The sequence below is a fragment of the Nitrosomonas sp. genome (genome assembly GCA_031316255.1).
GTDB lineage: Bacteria > Pseudomonadota > Gammaproteobacteria > Burkholderiales > Nitrosomonadaceae > Nitrosomonas.
Window position 1 is genome coordinate 3,402,855 of sequence record JALDQW010000001.1, and the last position, 24,127, is coordinate 3,426,981.

General features: G+C 43.2%; 22 protein-coding genes, 1 tRNA gene and 1 pseudogene. 6 read left to right on the forward strand and 18 right to left on the reverse strand.

Annotation, left to right across the window (positions count from 1 at the left end):
* Positions 1-242: 242 nt before the first annotated feature.
* The 12 genes and pseudogenes from MRK00_15070 to ccmA form a co-directional block, all read right to left on the reverse strand.
* Positions 243-329, reverse strand: a tRNA-Leu gene (locus MRK00_15070).
* Between the two features lie 182 nt (positions 330-511).
* Positions 512-3,172: an ATP-binding protein gene (locus MRK00_15075; GenBank protein MDR4518690.1), complete on the reverse strand. Its 2,661-nt coding sequence runs from the start codon at positions 3,170-3,172 to the stop codon at positions 512-514.
* Between the two features lie 399 nt (positions 3,173-3,571).
* Positions 3,572-4,039, reverse strand: a complete 468-nt coding sequence (locus MRK00_15080; GenBank protein MDR4518691.1) for a peroxiredoxin — start codon at positions 4,037-4,039, stop codon at positions 3,572-3,574.
* A 168-nt stretch (positions 4,040-4,207) separates the two neighbouring features.
* Positions 4,208-5,578, reverse strand: a complete 1,371-nt coding sequence (ccmI, locus tag MRK00_15085; GenBank protein MDR4518692.1) for a c-type cytochrome biogenesis protein CcmI — start codon at positions 5,576-5,578, stop codon at positions 4,208-4,210.
* A gap of 149 nt (positions 5,579-5,727) precedes the next feature.
* A pseudogene (locus tag MRK00_15090) lies at positions 5,728-6,138 on the reverse strand (cytochrome c-type biogenesis protein CcmH).
* Positions 6,139-6,242: 104 nt separating this feature from the next.
* Positions 6,243-6,773, reverse strand: a complete 531-nt coding sequence (locus MRK00_15095; protein MDR4518693.1) for a DsbE family thiol:disulfide interchange protein — start codon at positions 6,771-6,773, stop codon at positions 6,243-6,245.
* Positions 6,770-8,827, reverse strand: a complete 2,058-nt coding sequence (locus MRK00_15100) for a heme lyase CcmF/NrfE family subunit (GenBank protein MDR4518694.1) — start codon at positions 8,825-8,827, stop codon at positions 6,770-6,772. Before MRK00_15100 ends, MRK00_15095 begins: the two co-directional genes overlap by 4 nt.
* Positions 8,828-8,912: 85 nt before the next feature.
* Positions 8,913-9,362 (reverse strand): cytochrome c maturation protein CcmE, encoded by a 450-nt coding sequence (gene ccmE / locus MRK00_15105; GenBank protein MDR4518695.1) that lies wholly within the window; start codon positions 9,360-9,362, stop codon positions 8,913-8,915.
* Entirely contained in the window at positions 9,346-9,633 is a 288-nt protein-coding gene (ccmD, locus tag MRK00_15110; protein ID MDR4518696.1) for a heme exporter protein CcmD, read from the reverse strand. Before ccmD ends, ccmE begins: the two co-directional genes overlap by 17 nt.
* Positions 9,633-10,376 (reverse strand): heme ABC transporter permease CcmC, encoded by a 744-nt coding sequence (ccmC, locus tag MRK00_15115; GenBank protein ID MDR4518697.1) that lies wholly within the window; start codon positions 10,374-10,376, stop codon positions 9,633-9,635. Before ccmC ends, ccmD begins: the two co-directional genes overlap by 1 nt.
* Before the next feature lie 214 nt (positions 10,377-10,590).
* On the reverse strand, positions 10,591-11,250 hold the full coding sequence (gene ccmB, locus MRK00_15120) for a heme exporter protein CcmB (protein ID MDR4518698.1): 660 nt from the start codon (positions 11,248-11,250) through the stop codon (positions 10,591-10,593).
* Between the two features lies 1 nt (position 11,251).
* Positions 11,252-11,866 (reverse strand): cytochrome c biogenesis heme-transporting ATPase CcmA, encoded by a 615-nt coding sequence (gene ccmA / locus MRK00_15125; GenBank protein MDR4518699.1) that lies wholly within the window; start codon positions 11,864-11,866, stop codon positions 11,252-11,254.
* Positions 11,867-12,389: 523 nt separating this feature from the next.
* Between ccmA and serB the strand changes: the two genes are divergently transcribed.
* A complete protein-coding gene (gene serB, locus MRK00_15130; GenBank protein MDR4518700.1) occupies positions 12,390-13,223 on the forward strand; it encodes a phosphoserine phosphatase SerB in 834 nt (277 codons plus the stop codon).
* A 34-nt stretch (positions 13,224-13,257) separates the two neighbouring features.
* Here the strand turns inward: serB and MRK00_15135 are convergent, their stop codons facing one another.
* Positions 13,258-14,868 carry an NAD-dependent malic enzyme gene (locus tag MRK00_15135; GenBank protein ID MDR4518701.1) on the reverse strand — a complete coding sequence of 537 codons (1,611 nt, stop codon included), beginning with the start codon at positions 14,866-14,868 and terminating at the stop codon, positions 13,258-13,260.
* Positions 14,869-14,921: 53 nt separating this feature from the next.
* The gene (locus tag MRK00_15140; protein ID MDR4518702.1) at positions 14,922-15,065 is read right to left on the reverse strand and encodes a hypothetical protein; all 144 of its coding nucleotides are present in this window, start codon (positions 15,063-15,065) and stop codon (positions 14,922-14,924) included.
* Between the two features lie 338 nt (positions 15,066-15,403).
* Between MRK00_15140 and MRK00_15145 the strand changes: the two genes are divergently transcribed.
* Both MRK00_15145 and MRK00_15150 read left to right on the forward strand, forming a co-directional pair.
* The gene (locus MRK00_15145) at positions 15,404-15,829 is read left to right on the forward strand and encodes a group III truncated hemoglobin (protein MDR4518703.1); all 426 of its coding nucleotides are present in this window, start codon (positions 15,404-15,406) and stop codon (positions 15,827-15,829) included.
* 117 nt (positions 15,830-15,946) lie between these two features.
* A complete protein-coding gene (locus tag MRK00_15150) occupies positions 15,947-17,584 on the forward strand; it encodes a diguanylate cyclase (GenBank protein ID MDR4518704.1) in 1,638 nt (545 codons plus the stop codon).
* A 62-nt stretch (positions 17,585-17,646) separates the two neighbouring features.
* Here MRK00_15150 and MRK00_15155 read toward each other — a convergent pair whose 3' ends face one another.
* The 4 genes from MRK00_15155 to MRK00_15170 form a co-directional block, all read right to left on the reverse strand.
* Positions 17,647-18,321, reverse strand: a complete 675-nt coding sequence (locus MRK00_15155; protein ID MDR4518705.1) for a DUF4126 domain-containing protein — start codon at positions 18,319-18,321, stop codon at positions 17,647-17,649.
* Positions 18,322-19,077: 756 nt separating this feature from the next.
* Complete coding sequence (locus tag MRK00_15160; protein MDR4518706.1) at positions 19,078-19,380, reverse strand: hypothetical protein; 303 nt, start codon at positions 19,378-19,380, stop codon at positions 19,078-19,080.
* Positions 19,380-20,057 (reverse strand): sel1 repeat family protein, encoded by a 678-nt coding sequence (locus tag MRK00_15165; protein MDR4518707.1) that lies wholly within the window; start codon positions 20,055-20,057, stop codon positions 19,380-19,382. The genes MRK00_15160 and MRK00_15165 overlap by 1 nt, the downstream gene beginning before the upstream one ends.
* Positions 20,058-20,314: 257 nt before the next feature.
* The gene (locus MRK00_15170) at positions 20,315-21,094 is read right to left on the reverse strand and encodes an ankyrin repeat domain-containing protein (GenBank protein ID MDR4518708.1); all 780 of its coding nucleotides are present in this window, start codon (positions 21,092-21,094) and stop codon (positions 20,315-20,317) included.
* Between the two features lie 345 nt (positions 21,095-21,439).
* Here MRK00_15170 and MRK00_15175 point away from each other — a divergent pair, with 345 nt between their 5' ends.
* The 3 genes from MRK00_15175 (at position 21,440) to MRK00_15185 (ending at position 24,116) form a co-directional block, all read left to right on the forward strand.
* Positions 21,440-22,621 (forward strand): FAD-dependent monooxygenase, encoded by a 1,182-nt coding sequence (locus MRK00_15175; GenBank protein ID MDR4518709.1) that lies wholly within the window; start codon positions 21,440-21,442, stop codon positions 22,619-22,621.
* 236 nt (positions 22,622-22,857) lie between these two features.
* Positions 22,858-23,874, forward strand: a complete 1,017-nt coding sequence (gene dusB, locus MRK00_15180) for a tRNA dihydrouridine synthase DusB (protein ID MDR4518710.1) — start codon at positions 22,858-22,860, stop codon at positions 23,872-23,874.
* Positions 23,871-24,116: a Fis family transcriptional regulator gene (locus MRK00_15185; protein ID MDR4518711.1), complete on the forward strand. Its 246-nt coding sequence runs from the start codon at positions 23,871-23,873 to the stop codon at positions 24,114-24,116. The genes dusB and MRK00_15185 overlap by 4 nt, the downstream gene beginning before the upstream one ends.
* Positions 24,117-24,127: the final 11 nt, after the last annotated feature.

Sequence of the window (24,127 nt, forward strand, 5' to 3'; positions counted from 1 at the left end):
AATGCGGGTTATCTTCATACAAGGCAAATTTTAATTTTTATTATATTACAGTGCATGCAAACCGCAATACTGTTGTTACCGTTTTTAAATTGACCCGGGCAGAACCGCGCATAGAATACAACGTACCTATGGATAAGCCAACTAGACCGAATCAATTTTTGGCACTGGCAATTTTCTGTTTATGAATGCACTTGAGCGCCAAAATTAAAATGCGGCAAGTATGTTTGTTCAACAAATCTGGCTGGTGCCGAGGGGGGGAATCGAACCCCCATGATGTCACCATCGCTGGATTTTGAATCCAGTGCGTCTACCAATTCCGCCACCTCGGCAATTTGCGCAATTTTCGTACATCAAAGATGCGACTTGCAATTATCACTGAATTTGCTGGCTTCAGCAAGCTGCGGCATAAAAAATTGCAGAATTAGCCGCCAGTACTAGAGCGAGTAAATTCTTGATTGTTGCACCGTTAGCATGCACAGCTATCTATTCCGCCGAATTAATTACAATATAATTATATGGCTTTCCCTACAAGATTCTGCCCTGTATGGGAAAGAGAAGACTCGCCAACATGTTTCAGTATTGTGGCCATAAGAAATTCCGGATTAATTGGCTTAGTAACATGTTCTACCATGCCGGAAGCAAGGCATTTTTCACGTTCTTCCTGTAGCGCATGCGCAGTAAGGCCTATTATCGGCAGTTTAGGTGCGATCATTTGAACTTGGCGCGTAGCCTCATGGCCATCCATGACCGGCATTTGCACATCCATTAGTACTATATCGAAGGCATCCACGCCTTTCTTTTTCAGAATATCCAAAACTTGCTGCCCATTATCCGCAACCACTACATGCGCGCCTTTCGATTTAAGCACTTGCTCCAGAATTATTTGATTGACCTCTACGTCTTCCGCTGCGAGTATACGCAGACCGGCGAGTTGCTTTCTATTAACCTTCGATGGTTTATTCTTTGGCCTGAGAACGGGTTCTGCTTTAGGTAATGGTAACTCGAGTGTAAACACACTGCCGATATCCGGTTGGCTTGCCACATGGATGACACCACCCATAAGCACGGCGAGGTTGTAACAAATGGTTAGACCTAAACCACTACCGCCATATTTTCTAGTCGTAGAGCTGTCCGCCTGTTCGAACGGAATAAAAAGCCGCGAAACCTCTTCCGCATTTATACCGATACCAGTATCCGATACCTTGAAATATATCAAGTCGGATACTTGTGTAACGGATAATGACACAGTACCCTGATGTGTAAATTTGATGGCGTTGGTCAGTAGATTGAGCAGGATCTGATGCAGCCTAAGAGAATCACCCTGCACCCATGCTGGCAAGGTTGGATCAAAGTTAACTGATAGTTGCAGCCCCTTGTTCCTGAGCTGTTCAGACACCATGCTAACAGAATTTTCCACAGAAGGAATAAGCTGGAAAGCATTTGATTCAATAACGAGTTTACCCGCTTCGATTTTGGAAAAATCAAGGATATCGTTGATAATACCAAGCAGATGCTCGGCAGATTGATGCGCCTTATCGACAAATGTTTTCTGCTTGTCAGTCAGTTTGGTTTGCAATGTCAGATACAGCATCCCGATAATGCCGTTCATAGGTGTGCGAATTTCATGAGACATGTTGGCCAGGAAAAGACTTTTTGCGTGGTTTGCATTGTCCGCATCCCTTTTCGCTTCTTCAAGTTCCTGAGTACGTTTCGCAACAAGTTCTTCAAGCTTCAACCTATGCTGATTGAGTTCCTTTTCCGAATGGACTCGTTCCATAATAATGCCAGCAAGTCTGGCTGCTGATTTAAGATCACTTGATTCTTCCTCATCAGGGAGCGCCGGATGATTGTAATACATACCAAAGGCGCCCAATACTTTTCCAGAAGAGTTTTTGATTGGTTCAGACCAACAGCAACGCATACCATGAGGCAGGGCAGCCTCTTTTATTGTCGCCCACTTGGGATCAGTCTCAATATTTTCAACAAGAACCCTTTGCCCTGTATAGGTGGAGGTACCGCATGATCCAATTTCCGGCCCGTTGACCAAACCGTTCACAGCGTCACAATATGCCTTGGGCAAACTTGGCGCTCCGCCGTGCATAAGTTTATTGCCGTGCAGTTCGAGCATGGAACAGCGCATTCCAGGGTGGCGCTCCTCATACATCAAAGCGATTGCATCGTAAATTTTTCCGGCGGGTATGCCAGTAGCAATCATCTCTAGAATTTCGGCGTGTCTTTTGACATAGGATTCTGTCTTCTTGCGTTCGGTAATATCAACATGCGTGCCGACCAATCGAACCGGTTTGTTGTCAGAATTTCGGTGGACGAGAAATGCGCGAGAGAGGATGTACACTTGCCGCCCATTTTTGTGGCGCATGCGCATTTCTACTTCAAATGAATCGGCACGGCCGGTCAAGTAATCGTTAACCACCGTCAACACCATGTCCTTGTCTTCCGGAAGAACAAGTCCAGACCATGTGTTAAGATGTTGCTCAAGCTCATCCTCTTCGTAGCCGAGCATACTCTTCCAGCGGGGAGAATAATAAACATCATCCGTTTGCAGATTCCAATCCCATAACCCGTCATTCGCACCACGCATCGCCAGTGAAAATCGTTCTTCACTCTTCATGAGTTCAATAGTTCTTTTCTGGGTCTGGATCTCCATATTGTCAAGAGCAGCTTTCAATACATGTTCGGCCTGCTTTTGTACGGTAATATTCACTGATACAATCTGAATGGACTCAAGTTGACCATTCTCGGCCTTGATTGGAACAAGCGTCGAATGACACCAAAGCTTTTCTCCCCGACGATCGTATACAAAGGATTCTTGTGTAGCTACTTCGCCTAAATCCTTTACCTTCATCAGATTAGCAGTCATGGTAGTCTTGAATGAATCCGGAAAGAAGGATAGAGGATAGGGCTTACCGTAATAAGCTGTGACGTCGTCAATCCTGAGATCTTTTGCACCGGATGCGCTCATATACTGAAGATTGAAATTCAGATCAACTATTATGGTACAGACTGGAGAGTTCTCAAGTAGAGTAAACGCCTCCCTACTGGAATTGAACGGATAGTTTTTTTGATGGTTTTTACTTGGACAAACACCGAGCTCTTCGCGCAAATAGCGAATTTCTTCGAGCAACTGTGCTTTTGTTTTATTCCTGTCATTCATATGGATAACCAAGCGTCCATAGCATAGAAAAAATCACATTCTGCATTATTTCTGGATCCATTAAATGCAGGAAAAGAATACATTTTGCAGTATTATTGGCTTCATTAAATGTGGAATCACTATTTGATTCTACTTTGTGAAGTTACGCCAAGGTCATTTTTATCGAGTGGATATCGAATGGAAATTGTTTGCACCAAGTTGTCGCCGATGCTGTTTATGAGTATTCAGGCAGTCCATCGATGGCTGTTCATAGACTTGTTTTTGTAAAGCTGCCTTCACAGCTTCAAGTGCGCTAATGCAGTTTAAACACCTTTAAATTGCATTAGCCAGTGGTTTGCATCCCAGCAACTTTGCTTGTGATCGGGAATAGTTTACTCGGGACTGTTTTCAATGAATGAATTACTGCGAAAGCGTTTTGACAAAGTCCAGCACTGCTTCAACATGACCCGGAACTTTGACGCCCCGCCATTCTTTTCTTAAAATGCCTTGCGTATCGATGACGAAGGTACTGCGTTCAATGCCGCGCACCTGTTTACCGTACATGTTCTTCATTTTTATGACGTCGAACAATTTGCACACAGTTTCTTCGGTATCGCTCAGAAGTTCAAAGGGAAATTTCATTTTATTCTTGAAATTCTCATGCGACTTAAGGCTATCGCGCGACACGCCGACAATCTCGCAGTTCAGGTCAGTAAACGCTGAATAGGTATCTCTGAAATTTTCACCCTCAGTGGTGCATCCGGGCGTATTGTCTTTGGGATAAAAATAAATGACAAGGTTTCTACCGGCTTTCTCAGACAGGGAAAAGGATTTACCCCCGGTACTGGGTAATTGAAAATCTTCGACGGCTTTATCTAATATTATCATCACACCTGGTTATTCAACTGAATGAATGGAAAACAGCGGTATTCAGGAATTTCTAACTGAAAAACTGATATTTGCTGATATCAGAACACATCGCTTGCATGATGTACTTTGTACTTTGTTCTGTGCTCAATGCCCTGATATCTGAAAATTTTAAAACGGTTAAATCCGTCAAGGAATTCTCGAATCGATCACGATCGATACATTATTGTCACCAACTTTAACGGGTTCACTCAATCCCTGCAGATCGCCACTCGCAGGAACGGCTTGTCCAGTTCTGGAAATCCTGGCCTCTATGACAACATTAGGAAAGCTGGATAACTTCATTGCCGGAGTCATCGCCATTTCATCCGTCAAGGTAAACGTTGTGGGCAAATCACTCGCTTTCAATCGTAAAATCGCCAGCGGCATTTTAGGGCCTGTTTCTGCACGAGCATAAATGAACAGGGTGTCATTCGCATTTGCACTGGAAGCCATTGCATCACTGATCGATACACTACCGGAAATAGACAGCGATGCCGGTTCAGCAGATGCACCATCGTCAGAAGACTGGCGTTCCATTACACTGGCCTGTGGCGCCTGTGCTTCTTCAGAAGATGATTTGGCAGGTTCATCAGTTTCATTTGCAGCCAACTGCACTGGCGCTTCGCCGACTTCCCTTCCAGCCTGCGATCTGGCGTCATCAATACTTTCTCTGACAGACTGTGCCAGTTGTGAATCCGCAGGAATTACAGCCAGCAGTCTTTCCCAGTATACGGCAGCCTGCTCAAATTCGTTTTTCTCAAATTCGACAGTACCGGCAAGCGCCAGTGCTTTGGGGTATTCCGGCTCTATTCTTAATGCTTCCTGTATTAATTCGGATGGCCTGCCAATCAGACTGCCATCATTTGTCATAGCCAGCACATCCGCATAATCACTCAGAATCTGGGGATTATCCGGAATCATTTCGTTTAATTTGGCGTAGGTATTGGCCGCCTCATTATACTGTTTCATAATAGCATAGGTGCGCGCCAGCATGAACCAGCCTTCAATATCCTCGGGATTATTATTCAGTCTTACGATCAGATTATCCAGAACAGACGCAAAATTGTCGTGGCCATCTGGCGCACCGCCTCTGCCACTACCGGCGGGTGGCATTTGTGTTGCATTGGCAAGTTGCGCCTGCGGTAACAAGCCACGTGTATCACCAATTTCCAGATATAAATATACCGCCGCCACAGGCAGCGTCAACGCGATAACTGTAGACATTGCTACATTCATGAGTTTACTGGTCTTTTTAATTGTCATTTCTCCATTTTCCGGAATATCCTGCAACATGCGCTGCTGGAGTTCCTGCTTGCTTTGGTTGTACTGTTCCAGCGTCAGGATATCGTTCTCCAGGTCTCTATCGAGTTCATTCAGTTGATCACGATACACCGTAACATTGACAGCATCTCGTTCTACGCGTTGTTCCTCGACATTTCTGCTTCTTAATAGTGTCGGAATAATAAAAAGCAGTGCAATTACTATAAAAATGCCAGAAATAATCCAGAATGCCGTCATGCGTTGTTACCTTTATTTTCACTCGTTGAAACTTCAGTATTATTCTGTTGTTCCGCTGTTAAAGAATTTTTTGTATCGATCAGATCTTCTGCTTTTTCATGCCGGAACCCTGCTGCAACACTATCCTTTTCATCCAGCAAAACAGCGATCTTTTTTTGATCTTCATCTGTTAAATTCACCTCTTCAATTTGAACACGGCGCCCCTTGAGGTATTTGATTAAGAACCAAAAACTAAATATGAAAAAAATTAGCGGACCAAACCATAATAATACCGTTGTTGCTTTCATCGGCGGGTTGTACAGTACAAAATCGCCATACCGGTCGACCAGAAATTCAATAATTTCGGCATCGGTTTTATTGGCCTTGATTTGGTCGCGAATGATACGGCGTATATCATTGGAAAATTCGGCACGCGAATCGGCGATAGATTCGTTTTGACAAACCAAACAACGCAGATCCTCTGTTAGCGCAAGCATTCTTTTTTCAATTTCCGGATTTTCAGCTACGGGGACTGCTTCTTTATAGGATTGTTCTTGTGCCGTACTCATTGTTGGCATCATGTATAGGGCTAGACACAAAAGCGCAATGCCACAGCGCCATAACTTTATCCCTTTGCTTACAGATCCATCAATCGAGCCTTTTAAAAATGGGCTGGATAGATTCATTATGTCTGCCTCTGTAATTCAACAATTAACGGAATAATTGTATTTTGCAACGAGTCAACGGTTACAGGACCAATTTGCTTGTGTCTGATAATCCCCTGTTTATCGATTACGTAGGTTTCAGGCACACCATAAACGCCGTAATCAATTCCAACTTCACCATCGGGATCGACAACACTGGCTTCATAGGGATCGCCATAAAGTCGAAGCCATTGCTTAGCCGTGTTGTTTTCATCCTTATAGTTCAAGCCATACACGGGAACAAGACCTGATTTGGCGAGTTGTACTAACAAGGGATGCTCATCCCGGCATGCGACACACCAAGAAGCCCAGACATTAAGCATCCAGACTTTACCAAGATTATCCTTTGAAGAAAACAATCTGTCAGGTTCGTGCAAGCTATATAGTTCGAATTCCGGAGCGGGCTTATTGATTAATGGGGAAGGCACCTGACGCGGATTCAATGACAAGCCAGCAAATAAAAACACGGCTAAAATCAAAAATGCAAATAACGGCATTAAGTATCGCATTATACCTTCCTTGTTTCAGTGACTAAACTAGGATTGCTACCCGCAGTTGTAGGTTCTCCTATTTCATCCGCTGCAGATTTTTCTTCATCTGCCTTTTTACCCATAAACAACTTGCTTTTGTCCTTGATTTTCAGACGATAGCGTTTATCGCTGACTGACAGAATGCCGCCAATTGCCATCAACAGGCAACCGAACCAGATCCAATCAACAAATGGTTTATGATAAGCCCGGACAACCCACGCTTCATTTGCCAACGGTTCACCCAGAGCAACATAGAGATCACGGAATATTCCGGTATCGATCGCAGCTTCGGTCATTACCATACCTGAAGCATTATAAGTGCGCTTCTCCGGATATAATTTACGTACAAACTCCCCGTCTTTTAGCACATCAATTTCGCCACGCACAGACATGTAATTAGGGCCGGTCACATCCGAAACCCCATTGAACTGAAATGCATAATCGCCAATTGTTACCCGGCTACCGATATCCATACGCACATCTTTTTCCGTTTCATAACCATTAACCAGCGTTACCCCGATAATGAAAACAGCAACGCCGAAGTGGGCACAGTGCATACCATAAAAACTTCTGGATTGTTTAGCCAGTTTTACAAATACATTACCCTGGCCACTATTTTTGAGTCGGTGTATCAAACTCACCACTATGCTGACCATAATCCAGAACGCAAGCAACAAACCGAAACTTACAAGCGGTTTCCATTCACCCATATAGAATGGGGCAATAATTGCACTGACAAAACTGACGGCAATCGCCCAGCGTACACGCACCGCCAGAGATGGCATACTCATCTGTTTCCAACGGGAAATAGGACCCAGTCCGATCAAAAATATCGCGGGCGTCATAACGGGAACAAAAACCGCCTCAAAATAAGGCGGGCCTACAGAGATCTTACCCAGATCTAGCGCATCAATTACCAGTGGGTATAACGTACCCAGCATGACACTGGCAGCTGCTACGAGCAGCAACAGATTATTGGCAAGCAACATTGATTCGCGAGATAACAAATCAAACTTGCCGCCCAAACCCACTTTCGGCGCACGCCAGGCAAACAATAATAGCGAAATGGTAACGGTTACAAAAAGGAATCCAAGAATAAATACGCCGCGTTCCGGATCGGTGGCAAAGGCATGCACCGAAGTTAACACACCTGAGCGTACCAGGAATGTACCTAACAGGCATAATGCAAAGGTGCAAATCGCAAGCAACACTGTCCAGCTTTTAAAACTGCCACGTTTTTCAGTCACCGCCAAAGAATGCATTAATGCCGTACCGACCAGCCAGGGCATAAATGAAGCATTTTCCACCGGATCCCAAAACCACCAGCCACCCCAACCAAGTTCATAATAGGCCCACCAGCTGCCAAGCATGATTCCAAAAGTCAAAAAGACCCAAGCAACTGTTGTCCATGGTCGTGACCAGCGCGCCCAGGTAGCATCCAGTTTGCCGCTGAGCAATGCCGCAATTGCAAAAGCAAACGCCACCGAAAACCCAACATACCCCATATACAGCATGGGTGGATGAATAACCATTCCAGGATCTTGCAGCAACGGATTCAGGTCACTGCCTTCCATCGCCGCCGGCAACAAGCGGTCAAAAGGATTAGAAGTTAGGAGCATAAACAACAAGAAGCCAATGCTCACCAAGCCCAACACCCCTAATACACGCGCCACCATGTCATCAGGCAGCTGTTTGCTGAAAACACTGACAGCAACCGACCAGCCCGATAGCATTAATACCCACAACAGCAGCGAGCCTTCATGAGAGCCCCACGTTGCCGCGATGCGATATTGCAATGGTAACTCGGTGTTGGAATTTCTCGCCACATTCAAAACTGAGAAGTCGCTTGTGACAAACGAATAGCCAAGGCATAAAAAAGCAATCAAAACAAAGACAAATTGTCCTTGCACGACGGGCTTTGCCAGTGCCATCCAAGATTCAATACCACGCGCCGCGCCGATCAAGGGCAAGGTTCCTTGTGTTACAGCCAGCAGCAGTGCGAGTATCAGTGCAAAATTGCCAATTTCTGGAATCATGATATTTTTATTTATAGATTAATGACGGTGTTTTAATACAAAGAAATCAGAATCTTATTAAAACATACCTGTGTTCTGAAAAGACCTATTGTGCCAGAGAAGCTTTTTGTGCTTTTGCTGCTGCTTCCAGAGCATGCGCGGCTTCAGGCGGCATATAATTTTCATCATGCTTTGCGAGCACTTCGTCAGCCTGAAATACACCACTCTCGCTTAATTTTCCCTGAGCAACAACACCTTTGCCTTCTCTGAACAAATCGGGCAGAATACCCGTATAAACGACTTGAATAACCTCTGATGTGTCGGTAATTGCAAAATGGACTGTAGTGCCGCCGTCTTCACGTTGCACACTTCCCTCTTCTACCAGCCCGCCAATTCGAAAGCTTTTACCAATTGGTGCTTCCTTAGCAACTACTTGCGTTGGACTAAAGAAAAAAACCAGATTACTTTGAAAAGCGTTTAACACTAAAACAGCCGCGAAGCCTAATGCAGCAACACCTGCGGTAATTACTGCAAGTTTTTTATGACGTGGTTTCATTTTTTATCTCTTCTTTATTTGAAATTTCTGGCGAATCTGAAATTTCTTTTGGATCCGATGTCTTTTCAAGACTCGAAGTTTCCTCTAGATTCGAGAACTCTTCTTTTTCTGTGCCGTGTATCAGACCATATCTTTTGACTAAAGTTCTGCGTCGATTTGAGATTAACAGCATTTCTCCGATAACACATACAAACGTCACTATGTATGAACCCCAAACATAAACACCGTAGCCGCCCATTGCAAAAAATTCCGACCAGCTTGACCAATTCATCACAATGCTCCTTTTCTTCTGAGGTCGGCGACCCATGCGGTATGGCTTTCTCTTTCCAGAATAATCACACGAACACGTTTCAATATAACTGCGATAGAGTACATCCAGCTCGCAAATACCATAACCATCATTCCCGTCAACATCGTTTCAGCCATTGTAGGTGCTTGAGTCACACTTACTGATGCACCTTGATGCAGCGTATTCCACCATTGTACTGAAAAGTAAATAATCGGAATATTAATCACACCGACTATTGCAATAATCGCTCCCGCTTTATCCGCTCTGCGCGGGTCATCAATCGCTGCCTGCAGAGACATGAAGCCAATATACAGAAACAATAAAATCAATTCGGATGTCAACCGTGCATCCCATACCCACCAGGTACCCCACATTGGTTTTCCCCAAAGTGAACCGGTCCATAATGCCAGAAATGTAAACAAGGCGCCTGTTGGTGCGATTGCAGTCGCCATCATCGATGAAAGCCGGGTATTGAAGGCAAGTCCAATACCTGCCCAAAAAGCCATCACAACATAGAGAAACATGGACATCCATGCAGCGGGAACATGAATAAAAATAATGCGATATGCTTCACCTTGTTGGAAATCTGTAGGTGCCACAAAAAAGCCAATATAGAGACCAGCCACAAGTAAACCGAACGCAATGATAGCGAAGAATGGAATCATTTTCCCCGCAATCGAATAAAAACTAGCAGGTGATGAGTATTTATACCAATTAATTGCCATATATAGAAAAAATATTAGTTAATTTTATTTATTATTTATATTCGGGCGTTTACTTTAATTTTTGCGCGATCCTTTATTTTGACCGCCAATTTTATACCAAAATATAAGAATCAAAAAATTACTTTGATTAAAATCAAGTCAATTACATAAAATTAACTTCTTTATTTTAATCCTTTTTATAAACTACCGAACAAAACAAGCCATTACTGTTGTTTTATTCCATTGATACGCGTAACGATGCCGACGTTGCCCAAGGAGCAAAAACGAGTGATACAAGCAAAAAAGCGCCCAGCAGAGACAAATGCGCATCGTAATCAAGCCCGGACATATTTGCCTCTACCGCTCCAGCACCAAAGATAAGAACAGGAATATACAGTGGTAACACCAACAAAGAAACCAGCACGCCGCCGCCACGCAAACCCAGCGTTAATGCGGCGCCAATCGCGCCAATCAGACTCAGCACCGGTGTTCCTAGAAGCAATGAAATTGTTAAAACAAACAGCGCATCCGCTGGCAAATCATACTGAATACCTAAAACAGGCGCCATCATAACCAACGGTACGCCTGTGACTAGCCAGTGCGCCAACGCTTTTCCTAGAACAAGGAAAAACAATGATTGTGGCGACAACAGCATCTGCTCAAGCGTGCCATCAAGATAATCATTGGAAAACAGTCTGCCAAGCGACAGCATCGATGCCAGCAAAGCGGCAACCCAGACAACACCTGGCGCCATGGTACGCAACATGTTCATTTCCGGCCCCACACTCAATGGAAACAAACTGACGACAATAACAAAGAAAAATAATGTTGTTAAAACATCGGATCTACGACGTACTGCCAGCAACAAATCACGTTGAACTATCCAGAAAAACATATTATGCCAATTGCAAATGCACTGCTGATGCCGCAGTTATATCAATATCCTGATGCGTTGTCATCACTACCATACCATCATGTTTCAAATGTTGATCAAGCAAACCCTGAATGAGTTTAACCGCCATAACATCCAAGGCGGCCAACGGTTCATCAAGTATCCATAATCTTGTCTTGCAAACCAGTAAGCGTGCCAGCGCAACGCGCCTGCGCTGGCCTTGCGACAATACTTTTGCAGGCAAAGTCTCTCTGCCTTCCAGGCCCATATAACCCAATGCATCAGAAGCTTGTTTCTCGGTTATCTGCACACCTGACAACGCACTGGCTATGCGTAAATTTTCCAGCGCTGTCAAATCATCTTTTGTTCCGCTTAAATGGCCGATATAAGTCAATTCGCTATAATACTCACCGCCAAGTGATTTGATCGCTTCGCCATTCCAGGTAATTTCGCCCAGCGCCGGATTTGACAAACCACATAACATGCGTAACAGACTTGTTTTGCCGCTCCCGTTGGGTCCATTAACCTGCATTAATCCGCCCGCTTTTACAGTAAAACTGACGTCGTTAAAAAGTCTGCGATCACCCCGTACGCAGGTTAGGTTTCTTCCTTGCAGCATTGTTATTATTTTGCGAAGTAAAACGATAGATTATAACGCATTAGACATAGTCTGTAACACTGTATTGCCAAATACCAGTTCGTTACACGCTTTCAAAAAGTATTTGCAAAAAAGTCAATCTTGCGATTATTTTGTACAGTCATTTTTTCCAAGGAAAGCGTGGCGCCCGGCATATGCTGGTTTTTTAAAGTTTGGCTACTTTAAGGCTTGAAATCAGTGATTGACAAATGCACTTTAGCCAATTCCTGTTCATACTGGAGAACCTCGTGTTAACCACGATCAATCTTGATCATTTCATATGAATCAACGATACTAATGGCGACATCTCTGAAATTGCCATACAGCGTAGCTGTTTCCAGAGGAGCCATTTTAGGCAAATCTACAGAGCAACGCATTTTGTCGCAGTGGCGAGAAAAATTTTGCGCTCATGATTAGCTGTCAGAACAACACTGGGCGTAATCGAAACGTTGAATGGAATTACAACAAATCACTCACATCGAATCATCGGAACTAACAAAGCGACATGCAACTTATTATTCAGGGCACTGAAGTTGAAAACTATGATTTGAGATCATTAGCTAAACTTGCTCGCACAGATCAAATTGAAAAAATTACCGGTCAGGCATTCCGGCTGAGAAATATTCAACAGCAAGACGGCATTGCTGATTATTGCAAAAACGTTAATCTAGATTTCGCATTTATCAACACAAACCAGGCATTATCTGATTTTAAATTGATTGCTATGGATATGGACTCGACACTGCTTGCAATTGAATCCATTGACGAAGTGGCCGATATGCACCATATCAAGCAACATGTCGCAGAAATTACGCTTAAAACCATGCGCGGCGAAATCAGCTTTGAAGAAAGTCTGACACAACGAACCGCGTTACTTCGCGGATTACATGCCGATGCACTTCAGAAAGTTTATGATGAACGTGTACGGCTGAGCCCCGGCGCTGAAACCCTGCTCAAGAAAGCCAGAAACGCCGGTCTTAAAACAATGGTTATTTCTGGCGGCTTTACATTTTTTACTGACAGAATTAAAGAACGGCTGAAATTGGATTTTGCTGCGGCCAATACACTTGAAATCAAAGATAACACGCTCACCGGAAAAGTACTGGGTAAGATTCTTGGTCGGAAAGGCAAAGCCGAAGCACTGGAACATGTATGCAATAAACATGCTATTGAACGCAAGCAAGTTATCGCCATTGGCGATGGTGCAAATGACCTGGATATGATGGCGGCGGCAGGTGTCAGCATTGCTTATCATGCCAAACCCATCGTTCAGGATAACGCCACCTATTCAATCAATCATGTTGGACTGGATGGCGTCATTAATCTGTTTGATGAATAATTGCGCAATAAACCACTTGCGATCATTTTCAAACTCAATAGTTGGGCTCATACATCAAAGACTGTATATAGCCATCCAGATTTTCCGGCATTTTTCCCGCAACCAGTCCCTCCCGTATGGCAACCCGGCAAACGGCTACCGCAATTGACAGCGATACTTGGCGCACGCGTGTCAGGGAAGGATAGACAGAACCTTTAGCAATTTCTTCTTCAGTTACAAGATTTGACAACACTTCCGCTGCTGTCAAAAACATGTTTTGCGTGATGAGCTTCGCCGAACTCGCGTATACACCCAGACCTATACCCGGGAAAATATAAGCATTATTACCCTGCCCTGGATAAAAACATTGATCTTTATAGCGCACCGCATCAAACGGGCTTCCGCTGGCGAAAATAACACGCCCGTCACTCCACTTGTACGCTTCTTCTGCCGTACATTCGGTATGCGAGGTCGGATTGGACAACGCGATTATCACTGGCCTCTCGTTTACCGCCGCCATTTGCCGCACGACCTGCTCTGTGAATGTGCCGGCAACACCTGTGGCGCCAATCAAAACATCAGGCTTAACTTCAGCAATCGCGTCGACAAAACCATGTGGTGCATGCACATGTGCAAATGGTCTGATTCGCGGCTTAATGATTTCATTTGTCGATACCACCAGTCCTTTTCGATCAATAAACCAGAGCCGTTCCCGGGCCTGTTGCTCGCTAAGTCCATGTGCACGAAATGCCGACACCATTAATTCTGCTGTTCCGCCCGCAGCCGAACCAGTGCCCAGAAACATAATTGTTAAGTCTGAAAATTTCTTTTGCGTAATACGGCAAGATGTATATACACCCGCTAACGTTACCGCAGCTGTTCCCTGAATATCGTCATTAAAACAACGCACGTTTGTTCCATAACGATCAAGAAAGTCGAAGGCATTTGGTGTAAGAAAATCTTCAAACTGGATCAATGCATTGGGATACCGGCTTTGTACAGCATGGACAAACTCATCAACCATTGACAAATAGTTTTCGCCTTTCAGGCGCGCATGGGGATAGCCCAGGTATAATGGATCTTCACGTAACGACTGGTTATTCGTCCCCACATCAAGCGTGACAGGCATGCAATGCGCAGGAGGAATACCGGCACAAGCGACGTACAGCGCTATTTTACCAATTGGAATTCCCATACCATTGGCACCAAGATCACCCAAACCCAGTATTCTTTCCCCATCTGTAACAACAATAATACGGATGTCTTTTTCCGGCCAGTTACTTAGCACATCATCAATTTCACCACGGTCTTCCGGTGTGATATAAAGTCCTTGCGGCCTTCTGAAGATATGTGCAAATTCTTTACAGGCTTCACCGACTGTCGGCGTATAAACCAGAGGCAAAATCTCTTCCATATGATCGATCATGGTTCGATAAAAAAGCCGCTGATTCCGGTCTAACAATGCATTTAAAAAAATATACTTTTCAATATCACTATTTTTACGCCGCATATTTTCAAGCGCACGCGCTTTTTGTTTACTGATGTTGGCGACATCATAGGGTAATAATCCACGCAAACCATACCGTTTACGTTCTTCCCGTGTAAATGCTGTTGATTTTGTGCGGACCGCGTCATCCAACAAAGCCTTACCAAATAATTCTTTCATGAAGCCACCTCTGTATCGTTCTATATTTTTGACAACCAAACTCAATAACCTGATCAGCCTCGCCAGTTGTCATTGAGCCCTTCTTTCCATTTTACACGCGATACTGCATAATCACCGCCGACAAGTACTTTTTCAACCTGATATTGCCGGGTACAGTCAATATCAGGTTGAAAGAGTACTTGTCTCAGCATTAACATATCAAGGGCACCTCTAAAAATTCAGAGTTTCAAACAAGACGAGGCGAGAACAAAAAATATTGACGCAGCATATGATTGATATGTAGGAGATATTTTTTGTGAACAACAAAGTATTGTGACAAAATATGGATTTTTAGAGATGCCCTTAATAAACCCAAAGCACATAAACTAATTAAATGGCACCGCTCCAAGTCAACGTGGACAGTCTGACGCACGTTGGTTAAACTTGCACTTTACCCATGCAGCATTTTTAACTGTATTACCCATAAAAAACTTTTAAAAATATTTACGCTGTTACTTTTCCGATCATTTTTTTAACTCTTTAATTCATTTTTAATATGAATCAATCACCGTTTCCTATGCCTCATCCTGATTTATATACAGAAGAAGAAGTCTCAAAACTTGTACATGAATTTTATGCGAAAGCAAGAAAAGATCCCTTACTCGGGCCAATATTTGAAGAACATGTTATTGACTGGGATGCCCATTTTGTGCAAATGACCAACTTCTGGTCCGCGCAATTACGCGGCACAAGCCGTTTTCGTGGCGCGCCGATGCCAAAGCATATTGCATTACCTGAGTTAACGGCCACACTTTTTGAACGTTGGCTAGCACTTTTCAAACAAACGACACATGAACTGGGCAATAGTGCACTTGAACAACATGCCAATACCATTGCTGCATTTATTGCAAACAGGCTCTGGCAGGGATATCAAATGAGTCACTATCCTGACAACGAACCTGCACTACTCCGTAATACATAATTGCCCCACCTTCAAATGAATGATTAAAACAACTTTTATTTGCCTTTTTATAAAATTGAAAAATTAGAACTCAACTATAAAGGGTGTTTATCAATTACGTATTAACTGAGAAATCCATTGAAAAGCATTAAAAGCAAGATTATTGTTTTTGCATTGCTATCAACACTAGTACCTTCACTTGTGTTGGGTTTACTGTCGTTCCATCAAAATGAAAAATTAATCAAAGCTAATGTCAAGCGCGAATTGCGCATCTTAGCCAGTCATGCCAGTCATGAGATCGACGCATGGGTCAATCAAAACATCCATGAAGCATATTCTCTGACCTCAGCAAAAATACTTATTGATGCGCTATCAAATGCGATCAAACCCCAGAATGGGCAAATCAAGAATTCACCCGAGATCCTCACCCATTATCTGCGCTCGGTTCATACAAAACTAGATACAATTCTGGAATTAACCGTAATTGATACTCAAAAAAACGTAATTGCGAGCAGTTCAAATCAACAAATTCAGAAAAAACTGCCAGAAGAAAAGTGGTTAGGGAATAAAACGTCCCAATATCCTGTGGTCTCACCACCGCTGTTAGATGAACAATTTAACACAGTAATAATCCGTATTGCTTTGCCCATCATATCCTACGATAATTTCGTACTGGGTCAGTTAGTACTTACATACGATTTACTCAATGTCAAATCCTCATTAAAAAATTCACCCAAATCCCCACGCGGTGAAATTTTTTTACTTGATTCTGAGGGTGGCATACTCCTGGCAAGCCATATAGATGTTAAACATCCTTCATCGCTTGATCCGTCAGTATTTAATCACTTGAAGAGCAATCCCGGCAATTTCACAACTTTCCAGATTTTTTTACAGGATCATGTGCTCGGTCTAGCATATACAGCCGAAACACTGCCAATAACCGTTGTCGCCATAAAGAACCACAAGGATGTCTATGCCACTTGGACAGAACAACGCAACCTGTATTTTATTCTGGTGGGCATATCGATTTTGATCGTCGCCGGTATCGCATTATATCTAAGTCATTCCATTGTTACGCCATTGCAACGTCTGATTAATGCCACAGCGCAAATTGTAAAAGGCAACTTGGATATTCCTATTACCGTTGTCACACAAAAAGATGAGGTCGGAAAACTCGCACAGATGTTCAATCTGATGACGGAGAAATTACGCCAGAGCCAATCCAAAATTCTGGCTGCCAATAAAGCGATGCAACAAAAAAATAAGCTATTGGAGAAGTTATCGATTACCGATGGATTGACCGGTTTGTACAACCGCAACAAACTCAATCTGATTATCCAAGACCAGCTTTCAAGATTTCAGCGCAACAAACGCGCTTTTGCAGTATTGATGATTGATGTTGACTATTTCAAGGAACTCAACGATGAGCTTGGACATGTTGCAGGCGATGAAATCTTGGCAACCGTTGCCAAATGTTTAATGCAATCCATTCGAAGCATTGATTTCGCTGCACGTTACGGTGGCGATGAATTTATCATTATTCAAACAGAAACTACAGTCAATGAAGCCATCATCACTGCTGAACGTATTCAGTCAAAAGTTTCTGAAACACACTGCAAAGCTGCTAACAAAACGATAAATGTTACACTGAGTATTGGAATTGTTCAGTCTGAAATGAATGATACAACACCTACCACACTCATTTCACGTGCGGATACTGCACTTTATGAAGCCAAACATGCTGGACGTAACCAGGCCTATATTGGGCATTTCTAAACTCAGGGTTTCAAACAAGCAGGACAAGAATACCCTTGGCCGCCAAACCGACCAGACATCATTCACGAATTGTCATTTTTTCTTTGGTCAGTAAGCTGGGAAGAATGCCCGATGTATCTGGCATGTTTTTTTCGAAAACCAAACAATTTTCCAATTCTTTTCACAAAAACTTTGATTAAAGTCCATGATTTTGGCAACAGCCAGATAACGAGAATTATAAAAACAGCAAATAAAATTAAAAAAAACAGAGGATAATTCAATGCTGTCCATAATCCACCCAGCACCAGTAAATCCTCAGACAATGACGCCGTCCAATTTGTAACAGGCTCCGGCGATGAATTAATCACCAATCGTGTACTGGATTTTGTCGTATGACTTGTTGCAGCAATGCTTCCACCTAAAATACCTGCCGCCACTTCCAATGCAGGCGTCACATCGCCTACTGTGCCTACAGCCAGCATAGCACCTGCCGGTATGCGGATAAACGTATGAATAGCATCCCATACCGAATCAAAGCCCGGAATTTTATCAGCAAAAAATTCAACAACGTACATCACTCCGGAAGCACCAATAATCCATGGATCCTCAAGTACTGCAAGCTCCATAGGCAAATCAATATAACCTGTCGATCCACCCAGACCCAATACCAGCAAGACAGCGTACAGATTTATACCGCTCGCCCATGATGTGCCCATGAGTAAAGCCAATGTTGCTAACAAAGCTTCATAGTTTTCCATTTTGAAATTTGTATTTTTAAAAACTGCAGCATAACCACTGTCGCGATAGGTATTTAAGTTACCCTATTCCTTTTGTAAAGATCCTACCTGCACTACTAAGACACTAAACGTCTATTTCAGGTTCTAGTGGCCAAGCATTCAAGGTAGAAGCACAAAATATCCGAATTGGCAAAGCGAAGTGTCTCCACAAACGAATTTGTCGGCTTCCGCAATGGGCTTGTGCGGGTAAAAGCTTGGGTTAAACAGACAAGAAAACGTGTGCGTTTTGAGACGTTTGAGACATTGATCTATGGCGATATCGCACACTGAACAACTTTTTTACAGCCTCGCGGTGGACATCAAAATCGTGTACTTCACGTTCACTTTTGCGTTCAACCTTTACTGGTTGCCGCATCAGCATACAGGCATTTGACTAATACATTCTATTCCACCATAACTGCGAACATGCATTTAGCGGGACATTTTCACACAGAAACTTGCATATCTGCATGGTTTGAGTATTGCATAGTTTGAGTATTGTCAGCCAGGGAGACGCGAAAAACCCTGGCTGACGGGAAATAGCAAAACCTTAATTTTGACTATTTCCTTGCTTGAGTCGGACTTGATTGTCAAAGCTTACACAGGGTTGCTAATTTATTTCACCTGCCGTTCTGATTTTTATATTTTTTCGGTAATTGAATGTTATTTTTATCAATATAAACATTGCAATAGCACAACATTCTAATACCGGAATTTAAAGAACAAAATTAATTCATTCTATCCAAAATCACTCACTGAAACACGTCCTAGTACTCTATCACTTGCCGGTATTGAGTTCAGTGAGTTCATCAGCGTAGATGGCAAAGTGTGCTTTACGGGAAATAGTTGTTCTATTGCCAAAAAGATACAACGCACACACGCACAACTCATGGCGCTGACAAGCTTACCTGCAGGCGTTACCGTGGTATCCGTCAACTGAGATGTCACATTGAAACTGAAATAAAATTTTCCTTTCCGCGCCGCCTTGTGTTGTATAACACCACGATAGCGCCGTTCAGGCAACACCAATTGATAACGCACTAATGCTGTTGCGCTGCCCTGATTGCTTCAAGATTGGCTATTGCCTCTTCATTACCTTGTTTGGCCGCTTTTTCAAACCACGCTATTGCCTCATCTTCATCCCGTTCAACACCCTCTCCCATAAAATATAAGGCACCGAGGTTATTTTGCGCATCAACGTGACCTTGTAGTGCCGCTTTTTTAAATAGCTCGACTGCTTCATGCATATCCTGTCCAACCCCTTCGCCGTTTGCGTACATTAAACCAAGATTAAATTGCGCATCAGCATAACCCTGTTCAGCTGAACGATAAAACCAGCCAGCAGCCAGTCCGGGATCGTTATCCAAAACTTGCCCACTCGCCGTTTTAGATACCGCTTCTCCAGTGTAATACATTACGCCAAGACTATTTTGTGCGACAGGATCCCCGGCCCTTGCATCTTCAAGTAACGCCTGAAATTTTTCTCCAGGTGTAACCCCGTTGTCACCACCACCGGGAAAAATTTGTTCCCTGAGTTCCGCCTTCTCTTCAGGCGACAATCCTTCACTTAAAAAAGATGGCAATTCGTCCATTGTCGTTACTTCAGTCATCACCTCGGATGCTGTCTTTGTACCTGATTTATCACTCGACGTTTCGTCTCCGCAACCAGACAATACAACCAATGGCGCAACAAGCAATAAAACAGTCCGTATTCTCATTTGATATATCCTTTATTTCCTTGAAAGTTGATAATGTACTTTTTATAATTGTCTCTTGAAAACGAGCAATTTACACTAAATTCTGGAAATCAGCAGAAGCATCTTTAACAGTATAGGTCATATTTCCTAATTTCAACGATCTGCAACAACGCTGTTAACAGGTTTTAGATAAATTTCATAGACATGATCGATTAAGACCGATAGATAAAAAATTAAAAAATCACGTGTCTAGTGCTTTCTCACATGAATGAACGACCTTATCTTGCCCCTGCTTTTTTAAGCATATCCGCCGCCGCGCTATGACGATGAACATTTGCCAGTGTCAAGGCAGTCGCGCCATTGCTGGCCTTGATATTGACATCCGCATTCGCTGCCAACAGTACATAAATTACACCAAGATGACCATGTTGCGCCGCCAGCATCAATGCCGTTGCACCGTTTTCCAGTTTGCGGTCAACCTCGGCGCCCGCCTCGATCAATGCATGTGCAATCAGTTGATGTCCACCTCGTGCTGCAAGCATTAGTGCTGTCATACCATCCGTGCTTCTTTGAACGTTCAAGTCTGCATTGGATGCCAGTAACTGGTTTACCACATCTCTGCGATTTCTTTTTGCCGCAAGAATCAAGGCAGTTTCACCCGTTTCAGAAGCAGCATCATTAACATTTGCACCCAATGGCAACAAAAGTTTAACCAAATGGCTGCGCCCATCTCGCGCAGCTTGAATTAAGGCCGTATAACCATTATCACCGCGATAATTGACATCGGCGCTTCTGCTAATCAAAAATTGAGCGATCGGTTTGCTCCCTTTTCTGATACTCTCAAAAAACGCTTTATTAATCGTATCCTCAGAAATTTCCGAATGAGCCTCAAGTATCCTTTTTACCAAAGGCACATTACCTTTTTCGGCTGCCTGAATCAGTTCTTCGTCGATCGATTCAATCGTTTCTGCACAAACACTTAAAGTCCATAAGAATAAAACAAATAAAAGACCCGATTGCCTAATTGTTAGTGTCTTTTGCAGCTGAAATTTAATCATTCACATACTCCTTAATTTCTTTTTCCTTTAAAAATCATGATCACTCCACACAACAGCATTGATTGAATCAACCAAGTACTTATTCATTGCACACGATTTTAATTCATTCAGTCAACCACTTTTCCTCACTATGAAAGCTGTGCTAAGCTCAACCTGAGTTTAATGTAAACTATTGGGCTAATACGTTGAAGTTGTCTGTTCCAACTTTTTCCAATGACGAACAATATGATTCCATCTTTCGTCTGAGCTGAATATTATTACTCAATTAGATTAGATAACCATAGATTTGAAAAATCTCGTATAAAAAATTATTGCTATAAATAAAATTCTATCAAAAGAAAAATAATGGGTGCTGATAATTACACTATTGCGATAATTGGGGGTGGCCCTGTTGGCATGGCGCTAGCACTTGCCTTACGCAACAACTGCCAGAGCAACCTGACAACCCTGCTCCTGGAAGCACGCGGTCTGCCAGAAAAGATTGAAGATGAACGTCCGTTAGCACTTTCGTATGGCAGTCACTTGATTCTGGATCGTCTGGGTGCATGGCAAAAACTGCCTCGATACACACCTATTAATACCATCCATATATCCAATAAAGGCTACTTTGGTCGAACCGTTTTGACGACTAAGGATGCCGGGGTACCAGCCTTGGGATACGTCGTTAATTATCATGATTTGTTCCGTGCCTTATATGAAACGATTTTGGAAAGCGATGTTCAGTATCAAACAGGGGCTATTGTTAAACATTTCTCAACCGACGAAGATTCAGGACATGTTCAATATGATCATGAAAACATCGAAAAAAAAATTTCCGCCAAATTGCTTGTAGTAGCCGACGGTGGCCGCCTCAGTAGTCAGATAAAAAATGTCAGTTACCAGACGGCAGAATATAATCAATGGGCTATTGTCGCCAATATCAAAACCGAAAAACAGCAATCCGGCATCGCCTATGAACGATTTACAACAGACGGCCCCGTTGCACTGTTGCCTTCGGGCGACAATTTTGCGCTGGTATGGACAGTATCGCCAGAGACCGCAAAGGAGATTCTGGCAATGGATGATTACCGCTTCCTCGCACGGTTACACACTCACTTTGGTGACCGCCTGGGTCAATTTGTTTTCGCAGGCAAACGCTCCGGTTTTCCATTAGCATTAAAATATGCAGTACCAACCACCGCTCAACGCACTGTGCTCATTGGCAATGCTGCTCAAACACTGCACCCGGTAGCCGGACAGGGTTTTAATCTAGGGCTCAGGGACGCATACGAACTCGCACAGGAAATTCTGGAAACACTTTCAGCACACAAAGACATCGGCTCACCATCCATGCTAACCAGATACGGAAAACATCGACGCATCGACAGCCAGGGCGGACGCATGTTCACCGACTCACTGGTCAGACTATTTTCAAATGACAATTCGCTGCTCAGACATTGCTGCGGTATTGGCTTGACCATTCTGGACAATTTTCCGCCGGTCAAGCGGTTTGTTGCACGGCGCATGATTTTCGGCGCAAGAGGCTGATTCAAAGGGATTTCTATAAGCTATAAAAAATGAATATAACTTTTCATAATTATCCCCATAAAAGAATTGCGCTTTTATTACACTTTTATTGCTTAGATAAAAATTATCTTTATATAATATGAGGAGAAGCTTGAAGGAAACAATTGAGAATCTATATGATCTTCATTGAAAGGTAGCATGAATACCTGCCCGTATTAATCTCTGATTATTAATCACTATTTAAAAACTGTTACTGCATGCAAATCGGTTCTTATACGCTCAAAAACAAGCTCATTGTTGCACCCATGGCGGGCGTGACCGATCGTCCCTTCCGTCAGTTATGCAAAAAAATGGGGGCTGGCATGGCCGTATCGGAAATGATCTCCAGCAATTCCTTACTCTGGGGATCCAAAAAAACACAACGGCGGGCGAATCATGACGGTGAAGTTTCACCGATTTCTGTACAAATTGCCGGCGCCGACCCGAAAATGCTGGCTGCTGCAGCTCAATACAATGTTGATCAAGGTGCGCAGATTATTGACATCAATATGGGTTGCCCTGCAAAAAAAATCTGTAATGTAATGGCAGGATCTGCGCTGCTAAAAGATGAGAAACTTGTTCAGAAAATTTTATACTCTGTTGTCAGCGCAGTTGACATTCCGGTAACGCTTAAAATCAGAACAGGCTGGGATCAGCAAAATAAAAACGCACTGACGGTTGCTAAAATAGCCGAAAATGAAGGCATTCAGGCACTGGCCATACATGGACGCACACGGACATGCGCCTATCGCGGCAATGCAGAGTATCACACCATTGCAGCGGTAAAAGCTGCGGTAAATATCCCGGTGATTGCCAATGGCGACATTTCCACACCTGACAAAGCCAGACAGGTACTTGAATTCACAAAGGCCGATGCTGTAATGATTGGCCGTGCAGCTCAAGGCAGACCCTGGATATTCAGGGAAATTGAGCATTTTTTAAATACGGGGCAGTATATGCCGCCACCTGAAGTACGTGAAATTCATACTGTTCTTATTGACCATTTAAATGACTTATATGATTTCTATGGCGAATATTCAGGTGTGCGCATCGCGCGCAAGCATATTGCATGGTATACAAAGGGTTTGGTTGATTCAGCGCGTTTTCGTCATCAAATGAATCAATTGAAAACAAGCGAAGAACAGCTCGCCGAAACAGATCGTTTTTTTAATCAACTATCTGATTATAATAAACATTTACATTATATCGAAGAAGAAAAGGCAATTGCCGTATGAACTCATCAATCAATGAAAATGAAATTGCATGCTGTGTACGTAAATCCATTGACAAATATTTAAACGACCTCGATGGCGAAAAACCTTGTAGCATTCATGATATGGTCATTCTCAGTGTAGAAAAACCGCTCATTGAAGTTATTTTGGAGCATACTCAAGGCAATCAGACCCAGGCCGCCGAATTGCTCGGAATCAACCGGAATACACTGCGCCAAAAAATAAAGCGATATCAAATAAAATAAATAAGGTACTG